Source organism: Brevibacillus laterosporus (genome assembly GCF_030489605.1).
GTDB lineage: Bacteria > Bacillota > Bacilli > Brevibacillales > Brevibacillaceae > Brevibacillus_B > Brevibacillus_B laterosporus_E.
In genome coordinates this window covers 84124-104597 of sequence record NZ_JAUKFY010000013.1, presented here as the reverse complement: position 1 = coordinate 104597, position 20474 = coordinate 84124, and the positions used below count along the sequence as shown (strand labels likewise).

Sequence of the window (20474 nt, the reverse complement as noted above, 5' to 3'; positions counted from 1 at the left end):
ATCTTTTGACAATCAGTCTAAAATGAAACAAGCAGAGCCGAAGATAATATCTGTTATTGATGTTGGATTATTTTGAACAAAATTACTTTTATAAGGTTGAACATAATTGATAAAGGGGCGAGGCGATTGAACGATTGGCGCATGTACACAGACGAACGCAAAGAAGAAAGAAAACATGTGTCTTGGCACGAGGTGCTGCGAGAAATTGCGAGCTTGGATGGGAAAATGAGAACGTTGGTGCATGCTGCCTATGGCGACCATGTTGATTTGGTTGTGTCGGGCGGTGACGAAGGATACGTCTTAGTTCAATGGAAAGAGTATGCACGTGACATCAGTCATTATGTACTTACCACTAAGCAGGTTGATGCGGAAGTGACGGGAAGAATTATCACCGTAGAAGGAGAAGGGCTGCCAGTACCAGCAGATTGGGCTATTTCACTTGAACAAGCCATTCCTTTACTTGGGGATTTGTTGCAAACCTGCGAGCAAAAAGAGAATGAAGATTTGCAATGGTTATTACTGGAGACAGAACCCGGGCAAATGTCATAGGAGCAACAGGCATAATCTTAGAATTTCACCATACTATTGTATTGTACAGAAGGGAAATTCGCTTGACCCTTGCACCATTGTGTGGGTATGGTGGCTGTCATTATTGAAATAGGGGCAATGATTGGTCCGAATGAAACCAGCCACTGATGATGCTCGCCAATTGTTGATTACCATTATTATCAACGCAGCCGTTCTATGCATCATTCTTTGCAGTCCTATGTAAGGTGCCTATGAATAAGGAAAAGAATTTTCCTTTATTGCTGGACTGGGCAATACCGGATTTATCGGGCTTCCTTTATGTGTCGGGCTGTTCGGGCCGACAGGGGGGCTGCTTGCGGCTGCTTATGATGCTGGTCTTGATCTGATGATCTGGACAATCGGTGTTATGGTTTTGAAAGGGAAATAGAGGATGTACATGGAAGAATATGAGGAGCATTGTAAATATTCCAATGCTGGCTATTGCAGTTGGGATGCTTTCGGCGTTAATGGAATGGCAACCTCCAGAGATAGTTAAATCATTTACTGCTATGTTATCTTCTATAGCTGCTTCCTTAGCCATGCTGTACATTGGTTTATTAATTCCCGATCTGTTGGTACGTAAACAACAAACAGCACAAACACTCCCAATTTTAAGTTTGTCTATGATTGGTAAGCTTTTCTTGTATCCAGGTCATTGTTTTGCTGGTTAGCTTTGGAGCTTTCACTTAGCGACAGAGATTAGCCAAGTCACTTTGGTGTTGGCAGCAATGCCTACAATGGCGCTAGCCACCATGTTATTCGCCAAATATGCGGCTGAGGAAGATTTAGGAGCGATGGCGACCGTTAGTTTCACAATTATCAGCTTCGTTACCATTCCTTTCGTTAATTTATGTTAGGTCAAATTATCTTGTCTGTATCACTTTTTTAAAGTACGTAATCATGTAGAAAAAATATAAAAAAGAGCCTAAATTACCACTTGTTTGATTCATGAAGCGATTTTTATGTTATAATGAAAATGTAACTTTACAATGAAAGGATCGGATAGTGATGTTACCGCGAAGGACAATCTGGAAACGGTTTGATCTCTCAGATACGTAGCGTAGTAGTTAGAGCGTTCCACTCTTGACCTGTGAACACTAACTACGAAAGAGAGATGCTTTATGATACAAGCAAGCGATCCTGTCAGGACCTGCTTCGTAGTTAGTGGAGAAAGTGACTAACTAACTACGAAAAGGGGAAGCCTCGATGAGGACAAAACCATACCAACAAACCTTCATGATTTTACTGGGAACTTTTTTATTGGCCTTTAGCTATTACCACATCAACTTTCAGAATAATTTAAGTGAAGGCGGATTTGTGGGGTTATCATTACTTGGAAAATACGCTTTTGATTGGTCACCGTCTATTACGATGCTAGCATTAGACATTCCAGTCATTTTAGTTGCAATGATGATCAAGGGACGTAAGTTTTTGATTAATACCATTGTAGCAGCGACATCTTTTTCCTTTTTCTATGAGCTATGTGAGCGTTTTTCGCCGCTAGTATTTGACTTTAGCAATGCCATGTTGCTCGCTGTTTTATTATCTGGAATCAGCACAGGCTTCGGTCTAGGATTGGTTCTTAGATTCGGTGGGGCAACAGGTGGAGACGATATTTTGTCTCTATTCATAAGTAAGTGGACGGGTATGTCAGTAGGTACCGTTTTATTAATATTTGACGTCCTTGTGTTACTGCTTTCGTTATTTTTCTTGCCGGTACCTCAAGTCTTGTACACACTTCTAGCAGTTTCAATCGCTGGTAAAGTGGTTACATGGACCTATGAATATGGTACAAAAGAAAAACAAACGAAGCTGGCACACAGTGCGGCGTAACGAAAAAAACCAGTTAATAAGGTGAATGTTAGTCTGCTTGACAGCTAACAATGCCCCTGTTAATTGGTTTTTTTATAGAAAATGTTTGACAATGATAATGAGAACCAATATCATTTTAAGGGAAGGTATTATAATTCAGGATATTATTGCGTGACATCGAAAGGAAGATGATCATGGTTCGCTTACATACACAACAGTTAAACATTGGCTATAACGATAATCTCATTGTGGAAGACTTAAACATATCGTTACCTGATGGAAAAATCATTGCTCTGGTCGGTGCAAATGGATCGGGTAAGTCTACCATTCTAAAAACGATGGCACGTCTGTTGAAACCAAAAAAAGGTGGAGTATTCTTAGATGGTAAATCCATTCACCAACAGGATACTCGCAAAGTAGCCAAGGATTTAGCTATTCTGCCGCAAAATCCAGTAGCTCCGGATGGACTTACTGTAGAAGAATTGGTTTCTTATGGACGCTTCCCTCATCAAAAGGGGATGGGGAGCATGACGCCAGAGGATAAAAAAATTGTACAATGGGCGCTGGAAGTTACCGGTATCATTGAATTTGCTACAAGAGGAGTCGACCAATTGTCAGGTGGTCAGCGTCAACGTGCATGGATTGCAATGGCGTTAGCCCAGCAGACGGATATTTTGTTCTTGGACGAACCAACCACGTTCCTTGACATGGCTCACCAATTAGAAGTATTACAACTCCTAGCTAAGTTAAATACAGAAGAGAAACGTACGATTGTTATGGTTGTTCACGATCTAAACCATGCTACTCGTTATGCCGATCATGTTATCGCTATTAAAAAAGGGAAAGTAATGGCTCAGGGGACCCCTGCTGAGGTTATGACGCATCAAATGCTGTGGGATGTATTTGGGATTGAAGCTGACATTATTCCAGACCCTCGCAGTGGTGTTCCTCTATGCATTCCATACGGATTGGCTTCAGGAAGTGTTACTGGTAAGCCAAAGAAGGATAGTGTCATTTTAGATTCAAATGAAGAGAGCGCGGCCTTGGCTGTAGCTCGTTAGCACCGCAGATCACCAGAAGAATATCAAAAGCAAAGAGCTTGTTACCTCGAAAAAGTGAAGAGGTGACAAGCTCTTTTTAGTAAGGATTATCTGCATACCACCATTACAGGGGAGTGCGAGCCCTCCAGCAGGATTATTTTTGAATATCTGCTAGAACCCCATCCCATAAGGAGATGCGGCTGTTAAGGGATTGAATAGCTGTTTCTTCTGCTTCTTTCCATTTTTGAGCATCATCTTTACAAAGGGAAGCTAGAAGTTTTTCAGCTAAAGGTCCATGTTCATCTCCATCTAGCTCAATGTGGCGATTTAGATAGTACAGCAGGCAAGCAGGAGCTTCTCCTTTGGAGGTCAACTCCTGTACTAGTACCTCAAACATGTCTGGTATAATATCTTCACGACCAAAGAAAAAGGCAGCACAAACCTCGTGGGTTCCTCCCTCCTTAGCCAAGTGAAGGGTTTGCTTTACAAAACGCTGCACACTGTCAGGAGCATTGCATAATGCCAGAGCTTCATCAGGAGAGGCGCCATTTTCCAGCAACGCCAGAAAATGTTCGATCTTAGATGTATCAGCTTCTACCTCCTTCATAGCCTGCAAGTACAGCTCAAAGTGACTGGTAAAGCCGCCATTGCCATCTTCATCAGTTTCTTCACCGAGTACAATTTCATTAATGAAACGAGCATATTCAGCATGAGGAGCAGGAAGCCAAGGTACACTTGTGCAAGTTACATCTAATTGTAAACGTTTTAATAAACTCATAAAATCCCAAACAGCAAACACATGGTGTTCCATAAAGGTGCGAACGCTTTCCGGTGTTTGCATAGCAATCGAAATTGGATGAGAAATCAGTTGTTGGCGAACCACGTCAACCTGTGGCATGGGCATAAGTGTTGTCATTTGAAAACTCCTTTGTTATCGATCTTAGTTGGTAAAATCTTCTTCGTACCTATAATTATCGCATAAATAAAAATAGGCAAAATAGCAGTGCGACAATTGTCACTCATTTGTCTTATTTATGTAGCCGATTGGTAATAATTGTGGATAAATAGTAATATCAGCATGAAGAGAAAAAAAGATAATAAGATGTAGGGAAGAAAATGAAACATTATGGGAAATCTTTAAGTCAAACAAGTAGCATAAGAAAAATGAACAAAGTAATAATAGCGTAACCTGACGAAAAAAAGCGAAGGGATTGATCACAAATGTTACGAAAAACGACAGCAGCAGCCGTAATGGGGCTTACACTTGTAGGCTCAGCTATACCAGGCATGGCTCAAGCAACAGTAAAACCGGTGTCCACTTCTCTTATGATAAATCAGCAGAAGGTAATCAAGCACTCACCATTGATTAGTGTTAACCAACGAACAATGATTAACCTACAGGAATTAAGTAATCTAACAGGCGGTCAGCTTACAGAAAAAGCAGGAGCCTATCAATTGAAGGTTCAGCAAAAATCTCTGATATTTCAGACTGAAAAATCTACTGTAATTGTTAATGGAAAAGAACAAAAGGTAGAGCAGGGAGCTGTGCTGTATCAGGGCAAGGTGTATGTTCCCCTGCGCTGGACAATGGAATCCTTGTCTGCACATGTAAAGTGGGATGGCAAAACAGATGAAATTCAGGTTACAAATTTACCTGTGGTTCAGGGAGAGAAGCCTGCTTCTGCATTCCAAACCCTGACAGAAGAGCAATTAAGCGCGGAGCAGAAAGCTTTTATAGAAAGCGTTAAAGGGGAACGCGGGGTTCATCAACAGGGTGAGTTGTATGTGATTGCCTATGGAGAAGCTCCTAATCCTGGGTATGGCTTAGTTGTGGATCATACTGAACAAAGCTGGGAAATGCTAAAAGTATATGTAAAACAGACCAAGCCAGAGGCAAATAAAATGTATCCAATGGTCATTAGCTATCCTTATGTCGCGGGGAAGATCAGTACACCGCCTTATACAACGGTCACTTTCTATGATGTAGATACAGGCAACGTGCTATTTGAAGGAGAAAAGAACACCCCTCAGAAAGGGAAGTAAGGTGTGTTGTCTGAGGAGAAGCTTTATAATAGTCGAAAACGCATCCGAATGCTCAGGATGCGTTTTTGCTGTTGCGTTTTATCAGCGGTGTCAATGTTCCATAAGTCAACACACGCCAGCCCCATTCCAGTGGACCCATGGTAAAAACCGACAGCCATAGGTAGCTGACTAGCATTTGTAGTGCATAAATCCCAAGACAGATTAACGTAGTTTGCAAATGGCCCAGCTTTCCTGAAAGATTACATAAATCACGCAACGCGATAATGATCAGAGTCTGCCCGATATAGTTCGTTAAAGCCATGCGGCCGTAATACTTTAAGGGAGCTAGCCATTTCTGAACAGTTGTTTGCTGTAGGAGGCGGATAAGTGTAGTTACATAGAATACAGCCATCACGAGTCCAACAAAGACAATGCACAGGCCGTAATTGTGCAAGGCATGAATATATGAGTCATCGAAGTCAGTTGGAGCTGTTTTTGTCAAGAGCATATATTGGACGGAAAGCCCGATTACCGTGAGAATGAGAGAAACCATTTGCCATTGCTTTATTTTGGGCATAAATCCTGGGATATTTCGGAAGACTCCGTATTGTCCGATAGCAAGCCCTAACAAAAATAATGGGAAAACAACAAGAACCTTTCCTCCCAAAATAGAGGTAGGAATAAGCAGAAATAATGAAAGCAGTAGATTTTTTTTGGCTGATAAACGGTAAAAAGGCAGTAATACAAAGCCAAAAATAGCATAGATGAATAAAGCTTCTCCCGGCTGCAATAGCTGATGAAGATAGCCAATCGCGAATAGGACTAGCAACCGCCGAATAAATAGCAATGTGCTTTTGTGCTCTTTTGCTTGAGAGCGGCTTTTAAAAATATAAAATCCTACTCCAAATAAAAATGAGAAAATAGCAAAAAACCGAGATTCTACTGTGAAGTTAAGCATGTGCTCAATAAAAGCATTTGTACTGCTAACAGGGGCTGACTGTACTTTCATTAAAGTTAAGATATTAACAAGAAGAATACCCATCAGAGCAAATCCGCGCAGATAATCAAGGGTATCGATCCGATCTTTTGGTGTGAAATCGTTCATTACTTACTCCTACTAATGTGATGTCATCTCTAATTTACTATAAGGAAATGCAGTGTTTCGTAACATCGATCCAGCTTACCCTAAGCTTACAGGTATGTAAGCATCAAAAAAGGAACCAACTGGTGCATCCCAGCTCGTTCCTTTTTTATGTATACAGAAAATGAATCGGTTACTGAGAGGCAGGAGAATACGCGTCCGACTCAGTTTCTGGCTCTGGTTCCGGCAGGTGATGCACTCTGCCTAAATAGACCGCTAAAAGACAGATGCACAGTATGCCGCTGATTATAAATGGCAAGCTATGTGAGAAGGTAAAGAGCCACCCGGCTAAAATTGGACCTGCAATTCTCCCCATGGTATCCATGGCGCTCATGTTCCCGGAAGTAGCCCCTTGTCCATCGGGCGTACGTTGTGAAATCATGGCGGTGTTGGTGGTTCGCATCATACCTTGACCCAGACCAAATAAGCAAAGGGTGAGTGCAAATTCTAGGAACGTAGAAGCTAGTAATACACAGAAGAATCCTAGGACATAAAAGAATATTCCTGTAGCTAGCAATTTTGATTCACCAAATCGTTTTACTAATTTGCCAATCCCGCCCTGTAAACTAGCAGAGATTAAGCCCATGATAAGAAACATATAGCCCATGTCCTTGGAGGTCAGATTGAATTCATATGATATGTATAAAGCAAAGACCGTCTCCATCGCTGCAAAAGCAAGCGATGTAACCAGCATGATCTGATACAATAATCCAAGGTTACTAAAAATGGCTCCCAATGAACTGAGAGGCTTTTTCTTAAGGTATTTACCGCGCTTTTCCTTAGGTAAGCTCTCTGGAAGTAAAATCCAGGTAAAAACCAATGTAATAAAAGCTAGGCCTCCTGAAACGAAGAATGGCAGTGACAAGCTAACGTCTCCTAGGATACCGCCGAGCGCTGGGCCGAATACGAAGCTCAAACCTACACCTGCTCCTACAATCCCCATTCCCTTTGCCCGTTCCTTTGGAGGAAAAATATCAGCTACCATTGCTGTGATGGTTGGGATACCCGCAGCGGAAGTAATCCCAGCAAGTACACGGTAAAACAGCATTTCGTAATAGCTGGTTGAAAATCCAAATAGAATAAAGCTGGCAGAAAATCCAAATAGGGCTAAAAGGATAAAAGGCTTTCGTCCATAGCGATCCGATAAGCGTCCCCAGATGGGAGCAAATATAAATTGCATGATATTATAGCTGGCAGATAATATCCCCAATTGCGTTGTAGTCGCACCAATTTCCGTAACGAAAAAAGGCAAGATAGGGATAATAATTCCAAAGCCAAGCATCATTAAAAAGATAATGCTAAAGAGAAGGAAGAGATGTTTCTTTTCCACAGGAAAAACCTCTTTTCTGTACAATAAAAAAGTTCAAGCTACTCTCCACCATACGAAATGGAGGGAAAGAAGTCAAGGTGAGAACTGGGGTCTGATGCAGTTGACATGTTATAATGAAAGCACTTGGAAGTAAGGCAAAAGGAGAATGAATGAAATGGCCAGTAAGATGTTATATTATCTCGCAGCAGAAGAGGATCATTGGTTGGACGAGCTGTTAGATTATTTTCCTATTATGAATGCAACGGTACCTACTAAGAAGTCACTTCAAATGATAGAAGAGCAGTTGAAAGCAGGGGAAATTACTCAGTCCGTACTTGTGATCAATGTCTCTGGATTGGAAGACCGTCTACCTGCTTTACTGGAAGAATGTCAAGATCTTGAACATGTGCAAAAGCAGCCTCTGTACCTGGTAGGCATAAAAGAGGGAGAAGAGGAACAGTGGAGAAGTAATTACCCACAGGCGAAAATTGTTGTCATTACTGGCTTCCTTGTCGAGTTTGACTTTGAAGCGGTATGCCGAGAAATGGAAGCTGATTTGGGAGGGAAATAAATGAGCGATAGAAATACGTTTAATCTTCCTGAGTTTTTGCGGCGTTTTCAAATCATGATTTATACCGGAGCTCCGCTGGGTGATTGGTTGATGATTGAAGATGAGATACGCGATCTACTGACATCTAAGGTCATTGATAAAGAAGAGTTTTCTCTAGCGATGAAAGAGATTGATAAGCGTAAAAGAATGTATGCTGATAAAACTCAGTGAAAGTAAGGCGTAGAACGCGGTTTCTTCTCATAAAAAAGCAAGTTATGAAACACACTAACCTAGCATGTCATGATAGGGAATTGTTACGTTTCATAGAAAATACTCTGTTTTTGTAAAGCGCTTTTACTCTATTAGCTTTTCCTATGTTATAATCACACTGCAGTTACTTGTAGGGGGGAATTAACCGTAATGACTACTCAACAAATGAATGTAGATCAATTGGCAATCAATACTATTCGTACACTATCAATCGATGCTATTGAAAAGGCGAATTCTGGACATCCAGGAATGCCAATGGGATCAGCGCCTATGGCACACGTGTTGTGGAGCCGTTTTATGAAAGTAAGCCCGAAAAATCCGTCATGGATTGATCGTGATCGCTTTGTATTATCTGCTGGTCACGGTTCTATGCTGTTGTACTCTATGCTACATCTCATGGATTATGGCGTAAGCATGGATGATTTGCGCAACTTCCGCCAATGGGGAAGCAAAACGCCTGGTCACCCTGAATTCGGCCACACTCCTGGTGTAGATGCAACAACAGGCCCATTGGGACAAGGAATTGCGATGGCTGTTGGTATGGCGATGGCTGAGAGACATTTGGCCGCAACATACAACAAAGATAACTATGAGCTAATTAATCATTTTACATATGTTATCTGTGGAGATGGAGACTTGATGGAAGGCGTTTCTTCTGAAGCTTCTTCTCTAGCTGCTCATCTTAAACTAGGTAAAATGATTGTTCTTTATGATTCTAATGATATTTGTCTAGATGGCGATCTAAGCCAATCCTTCACGGAAGACGTAGCTGCACGTTACAAAGCGTACGGCTGGCAATATATCCGTGTAGAAGATGGAAACAATGTGGATGCTATCGAAAAGGCTTTGGCTGAAGCACGTACAGATTTGGAGCGTCCAACACTGATTGAAGTGAAAACAACAATTGGTTTCGGTTCTCCAAATAAAGGCGGTAGCAGTGCCAGCCACGGTGCTCCACTTGGTGCCGATGAGGTTGTTTTAACAAAACAAGCGTATGCATGGGAGCATGAAGCATTCCACGTGCCACAAGAGGTAAAAGAGTACTACGCTACTCTAGTAGAGGCAGGTCAAAAGAAGGAAGCGGAATGGAACGAGCTGCTATCAGCTTATGAAAAAGCTTATCCGGAACTAGCTGCACAATTTAAACAAGCAAGTAATGGAGAGGTATCCAAAGACTTTGATGCTGATCTACCAACTTATGAGATTGGCAGTAAGCTAGCGACTCGCGCGGCTTCCGGTAATGCAATTAATGCATTGGCAAAACGTATGCCTAACTTAATTGGTGGCTCCGCTGACTTGGCGCACTCCAACAACACTTTAATTAAAGGTGCTAAAGACTTCTTGCCGGGTTCTTATGAGGGTCGCAATCTTTGGTTTGGTGTTCGTGAATTTGCGATGGGAGCGGCTCTAAATGGAATGATGCTGCATGGTGGAGTAAAAGCTTTCGGCGGTACGTTCTTCGTCTTCTCCGACTATGTTCGCCCGGCAGTGCGTCTATCTGCTCTTATGAAGCTGCCTACCACATATGTATTTACTCATGACTCTATTGCAGTTGGGGAAGATGGACCAACTCATGAGCCGATTGAGCATCTGGCTGCCTTCCGTGCTATGCCGAACCTTACTGTTTTGCGCCCTGCTGATGCGCATGAAACAAACGAGGCTTGGCGTTATGCGGCTATGAGCAAAGATGAGCCTATTGTACTAGCTTTAACTCGTCAAAACCTGCCTATCTACCAAGAGACCAAAGATTTGGCTCGCGAAGGTTTAGCGAAAGGTGCTTATGTTCTAAAAGAGGCATCTGATGGTGAACCTCAGGTTGTATTGATTGCTACGGGCTCCGAGGTATCTCTGTGCATGGAAGCTCGTGAAAAACTAGAAGCAGACGGCATTCCAACACGTGTCGTTAGCATGCCTAGCTTTAATCTGTTTGAGCGTCAATCTAAAGAGTACCGTGACTCTGTTATTCCTCCGCACGTTAAAGCACGCGTTGGCGTAGAGATGGGTTCTCCACTAGGTTGGGAGCGTTACACAGGTGAGCATGGAGCCATTATTGCTATTAACCAATTTGGTGCTTCTGCTCCTGGCGATATTATCATGAAAGAATACGGCTTTACTGTTGAAAATGTCGTGAAAACAGCACAAAGCTTAGTAAAATAAGAATTTCACCACGTGTACGAAAGCCTCCTCTCTTTTTAGCAGAGGAGGCTTTAGACATGATTTTTCCCCTATAGACATAAAAGCTTGAGCGCTTTTATCCGGTTTTCGCATCTTTTATCATTGACTTTTATTTCTGCTCTTCTTAAAATAAGTGAGAAACTTTTTAATTACAATGATGAGAAACTTGCTTGTATGACTACATGTAAGTGGCGAAATTTTCAAAAGAGATGGTCAGATATGCATTTCTTTTTTTCGTTCGCCCCCTATCCGTTGGATGGGGGGTTTTGTGTTTTCAAAAATCGATGTAAGCAGAAAGGAAGGCAACAAAAATGCTTAAGTATGCTCTGTTGGTTTTTTTAGGGGCCTGCAGCTATGGAGGATTGTCAACCATTATTAAGCTGGGTATGAAGGAAGGCTTTCAGGTAAGCCAGCTAGTAGGAAGTCAATTTTTTATTGGATGGTTACTGTTAATTCTTCTGACATTGCTGTTTAATAGAAAGCGTGTGTCCGTACGCTCTATTTTACAATTGATAGTAGGCGGATTTGCATTAAGTGGTACCACCATCTTTTATAATTTGTCTGTAGCCGAATTACCTGCTTCGATTGCGGTAGTCCTATTATTTCAGTTTACGTGGATTGGCGTCCTATTAGAAGCTATCGTGGATCGGAAAAGACCCAGCAAGGAAAAGATATTTTCCATCGTTGTATTGCTTACGGGAACAGCTCTTGCAGGAGGATTACTAGAGCGGGGATTTGAATCCCTTTCGTTAGCTGGTATCCTATATGGTTTATTATCGGCGGTGACATTTGCACTCTATATTTTTGCGAGTGGTCGATTGGGCTTGGATGTTCCCGTGTTTACAAAAAGCTTAACTATGGTTACAACGGCTGTGATTGTTGTATTTACGGTGTTTTCCCCATCCTTCCTAGTGGATGGAGCTTTAGGGCAGGGGCTGTGGATGTATGGATTGGCGCTGTCTTCACTAGGTATAATTATTCCCGTTGTCTTTTTCTCAATAGGAGTACCAAAGGTTGGCTCCGGATTGGGGACGATTCTTGGTGCAGCAGAACTTCCAGCCGCAGTGATTGCCTCTGTAACCGTATTAGGAGAACATGTAAGCACGCTCCAATGGAGTGGTATTCTGCTGATTTTATTCGGAATCGCTATACCTCCCTTGATGCTGAATAAGCAACAGACACGGCAGGCAAAAGCTGCTGTTCATTAACAGCAAATAGTTTATATATTCCATAGCTTTTTTCAGCTAAACGAACCTCTAAACGAAATTCTTTTGGCAGGAATTGTTTGGTGCAAAGCAGCCACTTTATACTATCATGGTAGAGTGGCTGTTTTGTATCTGTGGTTCAATTTTGGAAAGCAGGTGAATATACATGATACATCTAGACAAGCCAGATTATTTACAAACAGGCACTAAACGGCAAAAGCAAGCATTTATTGTGTTACAGGAGCTTGATTTGTTTAAACAGTTGTCTTCCTACGATCCCATACTGACAGGAACGATTCCACTTGGAATTGAGATAGCGACAAGTGATCTCGACATTGTTTGTCAGGTGGATGATTCCGATCTGGATCAGTTTACACAGCAGGTTGTAAAGGCGTATGGAGGTTGTGCAGATTTTCAACTGGAGTTTGTAGATGAACTACGAGGAGGAAGAGCCATCGTTCTATCGTTCTCTTATCAAGAGTGGCCCATTGAAATCTTTGGTCAATCGATACCTGTACGACAGCAGAATGCATATCGACATATGATTGTTGAAGAACGGCTGCTGCATTTGGCAAAGGACTCGGCACGTGCTGATATTCGGCTTTTAAAGGAACAGGGATATAAGACGGAGCCGGCTTTTGTTCACTATTTTCAACTGGGTGGGGATGATCCCTATGAGCGGGTGCTAGAGCTTTACGACTGCACAGACAGCCAACTGCTTAAGCTCATACACCCATCAAAAAGAACCGAGGGCAGTTCTAATTAGATGCTGCATTGTTTCGGGTCAGAAACTTTTTTTTGACTTAATCGTCTAAAAAGGTGGAGAGAGGAAAGAAATCTGGAGGTAATATATGGCTCAAGCCAAGAAGAAAAAAAAGAAAAAACAAGTAAATAAATGGATATTGCTTATTATTGGATTTGCTGTCTTTTTAATTTTATCCGTCATCGGAGGTTACTTCGCTCTCTTATATGCGGGCGGTAAAATGGTGGAGATGGATGAAAATAAATTAAGAGACATTAAACTGGAAGCAACCAAAATAATGGATGTGAACGGTAAAGAGCTATCCAAATTATATGTCCTAGAAGATCGTGAATACGTCACAATCGACAAAGTGCCTAAAAAGCTTGTGCAAGCATTTGTGGCTGTAGAAGATAAACGCTTTTTTGAGCACAATGGTGTAGATATGATCCGGATCGGTGGAGCGATTTGGAAGGATATTCGAGCAGGCAGTGCAGTTGAAGGAGCAAGTACAATAACCCAACAGCTAGCGAAAAATGTGTTTCTCTCTCATGAAAAAACGTTCTGGCGAAAAACGAAAGAGGTTAGTATTGCCATTAACCTGGAGAACAGATTCACGAAAGATCAGATTATGGAGATGTATCTAAATAAAATTTATTTAGGTCATGGTGCATACGGAATTAAGGCTGCCGCCAATTATTACTTCGGTAAAGAAAAGGCGGAGCATCTGGATACTTTAACAACCGCTGAGATTGCTCAGTTAGCGGCGATTCCAAAGGGACCGTCCATCTATTCTCCATTTAACAATCCGGCTAAATCGAAAGAACGCCGTGATACGATCATTCGCTTAATGGCCGAACAAGGAATCATTACGGTGCAGGAAAAAGAGGCTGCTCAACAAGAACCGCTTCCTACTAAAAAAGTCACCGAGAACAATTCGTATCAGGCATTCCTTGATTACGTAGTTGATGAGGCCGAAGAGCGCTATGGCATTGCTGAAAACGAGCTATACAGCGGAGGATATCAAATCTATACGACGCTAAATACCGATGTACAGGATGCAATGGTGAAGAACTTTGCTAATGCTAAGAATTTCCCGAAGGATGGGAAAACCAATCAGGTGGATGCAGGAATGGTAGTTCTCGATGCTAAAACGGGCGGTATTGCCGGTATTGTAGGTGGCCGGAACTATGTGCACAAGGGCTGGAATAATGCGCTGAGTCTGCATCAGCCGGGTTCTTCCTTTAAACCATTAGCTGTTTTTGCACCAGCATTAGATACGGGTAAATGGCATGCAGGCTCTCAGTTAAGTAACAAACGTCAAAGCTTTAATGGCTATGAGCCAAGGAACTGGAATAACCAATACAGCGAATCCATACGTTTGGATAAAGCTGTTCAGATGTCACTCAATGTTCCTACGGTCTGGTTGTTAAATGAAATTGGAATTGATAAATCCTTGAAGTACATCAAGGATTTTGGGATTTCGCTTGATCCGACCGACCGTAATTTATCGATTGCATTGGGTGGTTTGCATAAAGGAACATCACCGCTGCGAATGGCACAAGCGTATACAGCCTTTACAAATGGCGGTGTAGTAAAAGAAGCACATGCCATTGATAAAATTAAAGACCTCAGAACTGGAAAAGAAGAGATTAGACCTGTAAAAGAAACGCAGGTGATTTCACCTAATGCCGCTTGGGAAATGCACGAATTGCTGCGTAATGCTGTTCAAAGCGGTACGGGTACCAGTGCGAAAATGAAAAATTGGCCTGTGGCAGGCAAAACGGGGACCACGCAATCAGCCCTAAGCTCCAAGGCAAACAAGGATGCTTGGTTTGTTGGGTATAACCCTAGGTATATCGGCTCCATCTGGATGGGCTTCCCAAAAGAGGATAAGGGCCACATTATGTATGATGGTAGCAGTAAGACGGCGCGTATGTTCAGCATTGTAATGCAGGAAGCGTTAAAGAATGAAAAACCAATGGATTTTGAACGACCAAATGGAGTAAACGAACGTCACGAGGTGGAAGAGAATCAGGAAGTAGCAACCACACCACCTGCTCTTTCTGTTCGACTTACCATTGAAGGCTCTCAGCCAGTAGCCTTATTAATGTGGGATGATACTAATGAAAAAACGACGGGTTATGATGTAATGCGTTATTTGAATAATCCTGAGTCGGCTGAAAAGGTATCATCCAAGCAAAGCGGTAAAACCTTTGTTGATCCGGTTAAGGAAGGCGTCTTATACAAATACTTTGTTGTACCTTATGATGAAAATGGTAATCCTGGAAGCCCATCTAATATTGGAGAAGTAAATACCAAACAGTTAGAAGAGCTTCTGCAAAATGGCGAAAATCAGCATGAGGAGAACAATAGCGGAGATAATCATAACTCAAACGAGGGTGATCAATCTCCGAATAATGGTTCAAATGGATCATCTGATCAAGAAGGCCATGGCAACATGGATAACAGTGGCAATGGCAATTCGACACCTCAGGGGTTACCAAACGGCAATAACGGAGGAAATAATCAGGACAACGGACAGGGAAATGGACCTTCAGGCAATGGTACTGATCCAAATGCCAGTCAAAGACCAGCCGACATCCCAGACCCTAATCAATCAACTGATCCCTCCCAGCAAGGAACAGGTAATTAACAGCAAACTAGAGTAAGATAAATGAAAGGTACTAACGAACAAAGCTTGAAAAAGGCAACCGTAGCATAGGACGGTTGCCTTTTCTTCATAAACAAGGTATCCTGTTTTATTTCATATAGTTAGATTGACAAGATTATGACTATTTTCACAGACTGCAGTGCGTGTTAGAATGGTGATATAAGTTTTGTTGGTAACTCGGAATGACTTGGAATGATTCATACAACGAAACTGTAAATGGAAAAACTGGAGGGATTCATGTGTCTACCTTTTCTCAAAAGGATTTGCAATCTTACTTCCAGGAAAAACTGGAACACGCGAAAGTTCACTTTGAACGGGCTCTTGACTGTAAACATACAGAGTTTGATGATTTGTATCCATATATGAATGAACAGCCGCAATTTTTCTGGTATAAGCGATATGTAGCTTGGTCAGAGCTACTCACGGTAGTGAAGATGGCGGAGGAGCTTCATGTAGAATGGAAAACCTGTTTTTCTGCCAACCAGATCGAGTTTATTGAAGGACGTGTCCTTCAAGGGAAAGTATTGGATCATTGGCATCCGGAAGAGGAAAGAGAAGTTGAAGAAGTAAGCCAGCTAGAGGAATAACTTATACAGCTTTGCAGAGGGATATAAAAAAACGCGTAGCGAGATGTTACGCGTTTTTTTATTTTTGTAAGACAAGTATACATATATAAAAAGAGCCTCCGACAAGTGGAGGCTAATGACCAGTTTTTTAAAAAGAGGGTAAAAAAGAGAGAATTTTTACAGCAAGTAATTATCCGAAAATTACTGTGCTTTTAAAAACTTCACCTTTTGTTGCAGACTGGGTACCAGTTGCTGGTGATGTAGTATCTGTTACTTGAGTAGGAGCAGATACTGGAGTGAAGATAGAGAAATTTACTACTTCACCTTTTGTAGTGTCACTAGTAAATTCAGTTGGTACAACAACAGATGCAGGTGCAACTGTTTGTGGTGCTACCTGAACATTAAAGAATGTTTGTGGTGCTATTGTTTCGTTTTTTGTTGCGTTTTCCTCAGCAGCAAATGCAGAAGACGCAGAGAATACACAGGCTAGTACAGTCATGCCTAAAATTAATTGTTTTTTCATAGAGTCCACCTATCCTTCCAAAAGTACATATATTTTTTGTATTGACCAGTCAGCACAAAAGTCCTTCAGCAATTATTATTTTACTCCTTTTATTTGATTTGTAAAGTAGTTATCTGCTGAAAAAGTGCTGTTCAATAAATTTTAAAATTTTGTAAAATATGCAATTCATCATATGTTATGCGTAATTAATGGAAAATATATACTGGTTAAAACTAGTTAATACATTGAATACTTGGATTTTTATTGTTTACTTAGGAAATTTTACACTAATTTTGAGAAAATGAAACAGCTTGAGTGCAATAAAGTGCAAGTAACTATTCCCAATTTATTAGTTATTTTATTTTTCAGATAAATAGAGTCGGTATATCTTTATATTTGAAATATTTTTGACATTATGGTGATTATATACAAAAAAGCAACCATTCCAAAAGAATGATTGCTTCGAGCTTTGATCATGACTTTATACGATAAATGAAGAATGATAAGTAGAAGGCAGTCTATTCAGCTTTAGACGATTGATTTGTGGGTGCAACCGGTTTACAAAGAGCCTCTGTGCGGAAGATGCGTTGTCCGCGATTGGAAAAGCGTTCTTCATACTCGGTCATCACATTCGTTGCAGCTTGTTCGGATGAATGAAGATCAAATGTGATATGGCGCAATTGAAACAGTTCGTTAGCGAATTGATTTAGAGAGAATTCAAACAGATGTTGATTATCTGTTTTGAGATGAATTTCTCCATCTTGCTTTAGCACAGCTCGATATTGACGTAAAAAGGTGAAATGCGTCAGGCGGCGTTTGCTGTGACGTTTTTTCGGCCATGGATCGCTAAAGTTTAAGTAAATCCGATCTAGTTCCCCTTGCTCAAACAGTTCCGTAATTTTGAAAGCATCGAATTGAACCAATTTTAAATTAGGAATTTCCTTTTGTTCCGTACGTTGGGCTGTGCGATACAGCACTTCTGCTTTTAACTCGATTGCGATAAAATTGATTGAGGGGAAGCGAGCTGCCAATGTATTAATAAAACGTCCTTTGCCACTGCCAATCTCAACATGAATCGGATTGTTATTGCCAAAGCAGTCTGACCATTTTCCCTTATATTGACTAGGATTATCTGCATAGGTTGGAAATTGGCGCAGCATATCTTCTGCGCCAGGAATATTGCGTAAACGCATAAAAACCTCCTTGCGAGCATTTGCAATTCATCGGGTCTAACTCTTCTACTTTATTATGCATGGACGTTGGTTTCAAGTTAATTTTGTTGCCATTCTTTTTATTCTGGATGAAAAAAGACTCCCTTTTCATAGGGGAGCCCGGATATCAACGTTATATTTTTAATACGCCGCCAGTTGATGCATTGGTGACTAGCTTAGAATAACGAGCAAGATAGCCTGTCTTTACTTTTGGTTCGAATCCTGCCCAGCTTTCTTTGCGTTTTGCCATTTCCTCGTCAGAAATTTCTAGCTGTATGGTACGTGCTTCCATATCTATGCTGATAATATCGCCATCATGGACAAATGCAATCGGTCCGGCTTCGGCTGCTTCGGGTGAAACGTGACCAACACTAATTCCTCTGGAAGCGCCGGAGAAACGTCCATCTGTTACGAGAGCTACCTTAGTACCAAGCCCCATCCCGACAATCTGAGAAGTGGGTGCAAGCATCTCTGGCATACCTGGTCCGCCTTTTGGTCCTTCATAACGAATTACCACAACATGTCCTTCTTTAATTTTTCCGTTTGCGATGCCTTCTAAAGCTTCCTCTTGGGAGTCGAAGCAAATAGCCGGTCCCACATGTTTTTTAATGGAAGGGTCCACGGCTCCTGTTTTAATGATGGAGCCTTCTGGAGCTATATTTCCAAACAGAACAGCAAGTCCCCCGCGTTCACTGTAAGGTTTTTCAAGAGGATGTATCACAGCTTCATCTAAAATAGTTGCTTCAGCTACATTCTCACGCAGTGTCTTACCGGTAACCGTAATGCGATCAGGATGCAGGATTCCTTCTCGTTTCATTAGCTCCCGTAAAATGGCGGATACGCCTCCAGCATTGTGGCAATCCTCGATATGATAATCGGATGCAGGAGCTAACTTGCATAGGTGCGGTGCGCGTTCAGCTACCTGATTGATTCTTTCCATCGGATATTCAAAGCCGGCTTCATGGGCGAGCGCTAACGTATGCAGAACAGTATTTGTAGACCCGCCCATTGCCATATCTAACGCAAAGGCATCATCTAGTGCATCCTTTGTAACAATATCGCGTATTTTAATATCATGTTTAATTAAGTGCATCAGGGCACTTGCAGTAGATTTAACAAGTTCACGGCGTTCAGGAGAGGTAGCCAAAATTGTGCCGTTTCCTGGTAGGGCAATTCCTAATGCTTCAGCCAAGCAATTCATTGAATTGGCTGTAAACATGCCTGAACAGGAACCGCAGCTGGGGCAGCCGTATTGTTCTAATTCCAACAGCTTATCATCATCAATCAGGCCTGCTTGGTGAGCTCCTACGCCTTCAAAGACGGAAGAGAGGGAGATTGAGCGCCCGTCGCTAGTTTTCCCTGCTTTCATTGGGCCACCTGTGACAAAAATGGTTGGAATATTAACACGCAAAGCTCCCATAATCATGCCTGGTGTAATTTTGTCACAATTCGGAATACAGATGAGACCATCAAACCAATGAGCCGCAACCACTGTTTCTAGACTGTCAGCAATCAATTCTCGGCTTGGCAATGAATACCGCATCCCGATATGCCCCATGGCAATTCCGTCATCTACTCCAATTGTGTTAAACTCAAAAGGAACACCGCCTGCTTCACGAACGGCTTCTTTTACTATCTTACCAAACTCTTGCAAATGGACGTGACCAGGAATAATATCTATATAAGAGTTGCAGATGGCAATAAACGGTTTATCGAAATCCTCGTCCCGTACACCTGCCGCTCGTAGTAAACTCCGGTGAGGAGCTCGGTCAAAGCCTTTTTTGATCATATCGCTTCTTTGTCTCATGTCGCCTATCCTCCAGTATGGTTCAGATATCGTAAGAGTTATTTCATTGGGAATGAAGCCGTACGACAACACCCTATCCAAGTATTTTCACTATTGTAGCACTACACGAAAGTATGAAACAAGCAAAATGATCTGAACATTTGTTCATTTCGGACAAGAAAAAAAGTGACAAAGAGTGAAATTGACCCAGTCTGTTGCTCGTATACTTAAGAGGAGGGATCTTTATAATGAAGAAGTTACCAAAAATAATGAGAGAGTGGCTGCCCATAATAGCTATTGCCCTTGTGCTGAGCTTTACAATTCGTACGTTTGTGGTTCAAGCTGTTTATGTTCCATCTACGTCGATGGTTCCTACCCTGCAAGTGAATGACCGTCTTTTCATTGAGAAAATATCCAATCCAGAAAACTTCCAATATGGCGATATTGTTGTGTTTTCCCCGCCAATTCAAGGAAATAAGGACTTGTTTATTAAACGCTTGGTTGGAAAAGGGGGAGATACCATCGAAATAAAACAAGGTTTCTTGTATCGCAACGGTGTAAAGATAGAGGAACCATACTTAAAAGAAGCGATGAATTATGATTTTGCTCCGGTCCATGTTCCGCCAGACCACTACTTCTTTTTGGGAGATAATCGGAACGGTAGCTTTGATTCACATTTATGGCCAACCCCATTTGTTGAAAAAAAAGCAGTGGTAGGCAAAGGCATCTTTTTATACTATCCGTTTAATCATATGCGAATCATGTAAAAAAAACAGGTTGAAACAGAAGAGAAAGCTCGTGAAACAGCAGTTTGTTTCGCGGGCTTTTATGTTGGTTGCTTCAGTATAATTATTCATTTTTTGTATTTATTATTCAGTTTTATTTTATTGGATATCTGCATAAAC

The 20474-nt window shown here is 41.6% G+C and carries 20 protein-coding genes; 14 read left to right on the top strand and 6 right to left on the bottom strand.

The genetic code is table 11. From position 1 onward, the window contains the following. Positions 1-126 precede the first annotated feature (126 nt). From QZ995_RS15130 to QZ995_RS15110, 5 genes are all read left to right on the top strand, one after another. Positions 127-549 carry a hypothetical protein gene (locus QZ995_RS15130; RefSeq protein ID WP_301808431.1) on the top strand — a complete coding sequence of 141 codons (423 nt, stop codon included), beginning with the start codon at positions 127-129 and terminating at the stop codon, positions 547-549. 425 nt (positions 550-974) lie between these two features. Next, positions 975-1238 (top strand): hypothetical protein, encoded by a 264-nt coding sequence (locus tag QZ995_RS15125; protein ID WP_301808429.1) that lies wholly within the window; start codon positions 975-977, stop codon positions 1236-1238. 57 nt (positions 1239-1295) lie between these two features. Next, positions 1296-1424 (top strand): hypothetical protein, encoded by a 129-nt coding sequence (locus QZ995_RS15120; protein ID WP_301808426.1) that lies wholly within the window; start codon positions 1296-1298, stop codon positions 1422-1424. A 349-nt stretch (positions 1425-1773) separates the two neighbouring features. After that, complete coding sequence (locus QZ995_RS15115) at positions 1774-2400, top strand: YitT family protein (protein ID WP_064017268.1); 627 nt, start codon at positions 1774-1776, stop codon at positions 2398-2400. Positions 2401-2573: 173 nt separating this feature from the next. Continuing rightward, positions 2574-3440 (top strand): ABC transporter ATP-binding protein, encoded by an 867-nt coding sequence (locus QZ995_RS15110; protein WP_301808421.1) that lies wholly within the window; start codon positions 2574-2576, stop codon positions 3438-3440. Positions 3441-3573: 133 nt separating this feature from the next. Here the strand turns inward: QZ995_RS15110 and QZ995_RS15105 are convergent, their stop codons facing one another. Continuing rightward, on the bottom strand, positions 3574-4335 hold the full coding sequence (locus tag QZ995_RS15105) for a DUF3050 domain-containing protein (protein ID WP_301808419.1): 762 nt from the start codon (positions 4333-4335) through the stop codon (positions 3574-3576). Positions 4336-4640: 305 nt separating this feature from the next. Between QZ995_RS15105 and QZ995_RS15100 the strand changes: the two genes are divergently transcribed. Then, positions 4641-5462: a stalk domain-containing protein gene (locus QZ995_RS15100; protein WP_301808416.1), complete on the top strand. Its 822-nt coding sequence runs from the start codon at positions 4641-4643 to the stop codon at positions 5460-5462. Positions 5463-5514: 52 nt separating this feature from the next. On the opposite strand, the gene QZ995_RS15095 is transcribed toward QZ995_RS15100, so the two are convergent. After that, positions 5515-6546, bottom strand: coding sequence for a DUF418 domain-containing protein (locus QZ995_RS15095; protein ID WP_301808413.1), 1032 nt, complete (start codon positions 6544-6546; stop codon positions 5515-5517). Positions 6547-6715: 169 nt separating this feature from the next. Then, positions 6716-7912: an MFS transporter gene (locus QZ995_RS15090; RefSeq protein ID WP_301808410.1), complete on the bottom strand. Its 1197-nt coding sequence runs from the start codon at positions 7910-7912 to the stop codon at positions 6716-6718. Positions 7913-8066: 154 nt separating this feature from the next. On the opposite strand from QZ995_RS15090, the gene QZ995_RS15085 reads away from it, so the two are divergent. The 7 genes from QZ995_RS15085 (at position 8067) to QZ995_RS15055 (ending at position 16091) form a co-directional block, all read left to right on the top strand. Continuing rightward, positions 8067-8462: a hypothetical protein gene (locus tag QZ995_RS15085; protein WP_301808407.1), complete on the top strand. Its 396-nt coding sequence runs from the start codon at positions 8067-8069 to the stop codon at positions 8460-8462. Continuing rightward, entirely contained in the window at positions 8463-8672 is a 210-nt protein-coding gene (locus QZ995_RS15080) for a YqgQ family protein (RefSeq protein WP_301808405.1), read from the top strand. A gap of 189 nt (positions 8673-8861) precedes the next feature. Beyond that, positions 8862-10868: a transketolase gene (gene tkt / locus QZ995_RS15075; protein ID WP_301808403.1), complete on the top strand. Its 2007-nt coding sequence runs from the start codon at positions 8862-8864 to the stop codon at positions 10866-10868. 329 nt (positions 10869-11197) lie between these two features. Then, a complete protein-coding gene (locus QZ995_RS15070; protein WP_301808399.1) occupies positions 11198-12094 on the top strand; it encodes an EamA family transporter in 897 nt (298 codons plus the stop codon). A 163-nt stretch (positions 12095-12257) separates the two neighbouring features. Further along, entirely contained in the window at positions 12258-12857 is a 600-nt protein-coding gene (locus QZ995_RS15065; protein WP_301808397.1) for a DUF4269 domain-containing protein, read from the top strand. An 85-nt stretch (positions 12858-12942) separates the two neighbouring features. Further along, positions 12943-15486: a transglycosylase domain-containing protein gene (locus QZ995_RS15060; RefSeq protein WP_301808395.1), complete on the top strand. Its 2544-nt coding sequence runs from the start codon at positions 12943-12945 to the stop codon at positions 15484-15486. A 257-nt stretch (positions 15487-15743) separates the two neighbouring features. Next, complete coding sequence (locus tag QZ995_RS15055; protein ID WP_003334785.1) at positions 15744-16091, top strand: hypothetical protein; 348 nt, start codon at positions 15744-15746, stop codon at positions 16089-16091. 169 nt (positions 16092-16260) lie between these two features. Here QZ995_RS15055 and QZ995_RS15050 read toward each other — a convergent pair whose 3' ends face one another. The 3 genes from QZ995_RS15050 to ilvD all read right to left on the bottom strand — a co-directional run bounded on the left by QZ995_RS15050 (position 16261) and on the right by ilvD (position 19590). Further along, positions 16261-16593, bottom strand: coding sequence for a hypothetical protein (locus QZ995_RS15050; RefSeq protein ID WP_301808389.1), 333 nt, complete (start codon positions 16591-16593; stop codon positions 16261-16263). 497 nt (positions 16594-17090) lie between these two features. After that, on the bottom strand, positions 17091-17765 hold the full coding sequence (gene trmB, locus QZ995_RS15045) for a tRNA (guanosine(46)-N7)-methyltransferase TrmB (RefSeq protein WP_301808386.1): 675 nt from the start codon (positions 17763-17765) through the stop codon (positions 17091-17093). A 151-nt stretch (positions 17766-17916) separates the two neighbouring features. Continuing rightward, positions 17917-19590, bottom strand: coding sequence for a dihydroxy-acid dehydratase (ilvD, locus tag QZ995_RS15040; protein ID WP_301808384.1), 1674 nt, complete (start codon positions 19588-19590; stop codon positions 17917-17919). A 227-nt stretch (positions 19591-19817) separates the two neighbouring features. Between ilvD and lepB the strand changes: the two genes are divergently transcribed. Continuing rightward, positions 19818-20336: a signal peptidase I gene (lepB, locus tag QZ995_RS15035; RefSeq protein ID WP_301808382.1), complete on the top strand. Its 519-nt coding sequence runs from the start codon at positions 19818-19820 to the stop codon at positions 20334-20336. Positions 20337-20474 lie beyond the last annotated feature (138 nt).

Coding starts and splice junctions, on each gene's coding strand:
- QZ995_RS15125 (WP_301808429.1), top strand. CDS start 975: ATGAGGAGCATTGTAAATATTCCAATGCTGGCTATTGCAGTTGGGATG.
- QZ995_RS15120 (WP_301808426.1), top strand. CDS start 1,296: ATGCCTACAATGGCGCTAGCCACCATGTTATTCGCCAAATATGCGGCT.
- QZ995_RS15115 (WP_064017268.1), top strand. CDS start 1,774: ATGAGGACAAAACCATACCAACAAACCTTCATGATTTTACTGGGAACT.
- QZ995_RS15110 (WP_301808421.1), top strand. CDS start 2,574: ATGGTTCGCTTACATACACAACAGTTAAACATTGGCTATAACGATAAT.
- QZ995_RS15105 (WP_301808419.1), bottom strand. CDS start 4,335: ATGACAACACTTATGCCCATGCCACAGGTTGACGTGGTTCGCCAACAA.
- QZ995_RS15100 (WP_301808416.1), top strand. CDS start 4,641: ATGTTACGAAAAACGACAGCAGCAGCCGTAATGGGGCTTACACTTGTA.
- QZ995_RS15095 (WP_301808413.1), bottom strand. CDS start 6,546: ATGAACGATTTCACACCAAAAGATCGGATCGATACCCTTGATTATCTG.
- QZ995_RS15085 (WP_301808407.1), top strand. CDS start 8,067: ATGGCCAGTAAGATGTTATATTATCTCGCAGCAGAAGAGGATCATTGG.
- QZ995_RS15080 (WP_301808405.1), top strand. CDS start 8,463: ATGAGCGATAGAAATACGTTTAATCTTCCTGAGTTTTTGCGGCGTTTT.
- tkt (WP_301808403.1), top strand. CDS start 8,862: ATGACTACTCAACAAATGAATGTAGATCAATTGGCAATCAATACTATT.
- QZ995_RS15070 (WP_301808399.1), top strand. CDS start 11,198: ATGCTTAAGTATGCTCTGTTGGTTTTTTTAGGGGCCTGCAGCTATGGA.
- QZ995_RS15065 (WP_301808397.1), top strand. CDS start 12,258: ATGATACATCTAGACAAGCCAGATTATTTACAAACAGGCACTAAACGG.
- QZ995_RS15060 (WP_301808395.1), top strand. CDS start 12,943: ATGGCTCAAGCCAAGAAGAAAAAAAAGAAAAAACAAGTAAATAAATGG.
- QZ995_RS15050 (WP_301808389.1), bottom strand. CDS start 16,593: ATGAAAAAACAATTAATTTTAGGCATGACTGTACTAGCCTGTGTATTC.
- trmB (WP_301808386.1), bottom strand. CDS start 17,765: ATGCGTTTACGCAATATTCCTGGCGCAGAAGATATGCTGCGCCAATTT.
- ilvD (WP_301808384.1), bottom strand. CDS start 19,590: ATGAGACAAAGAAGCGATATGATCAAAAAAGGCTTTGACCGAGCTCCT.
- lepB (WP_301808382.1), top strand. CDS start 19,818: ATGAAGAAGTTACCAAAAATAATGAGAGAGTGGCTGCCCATAATAGCT.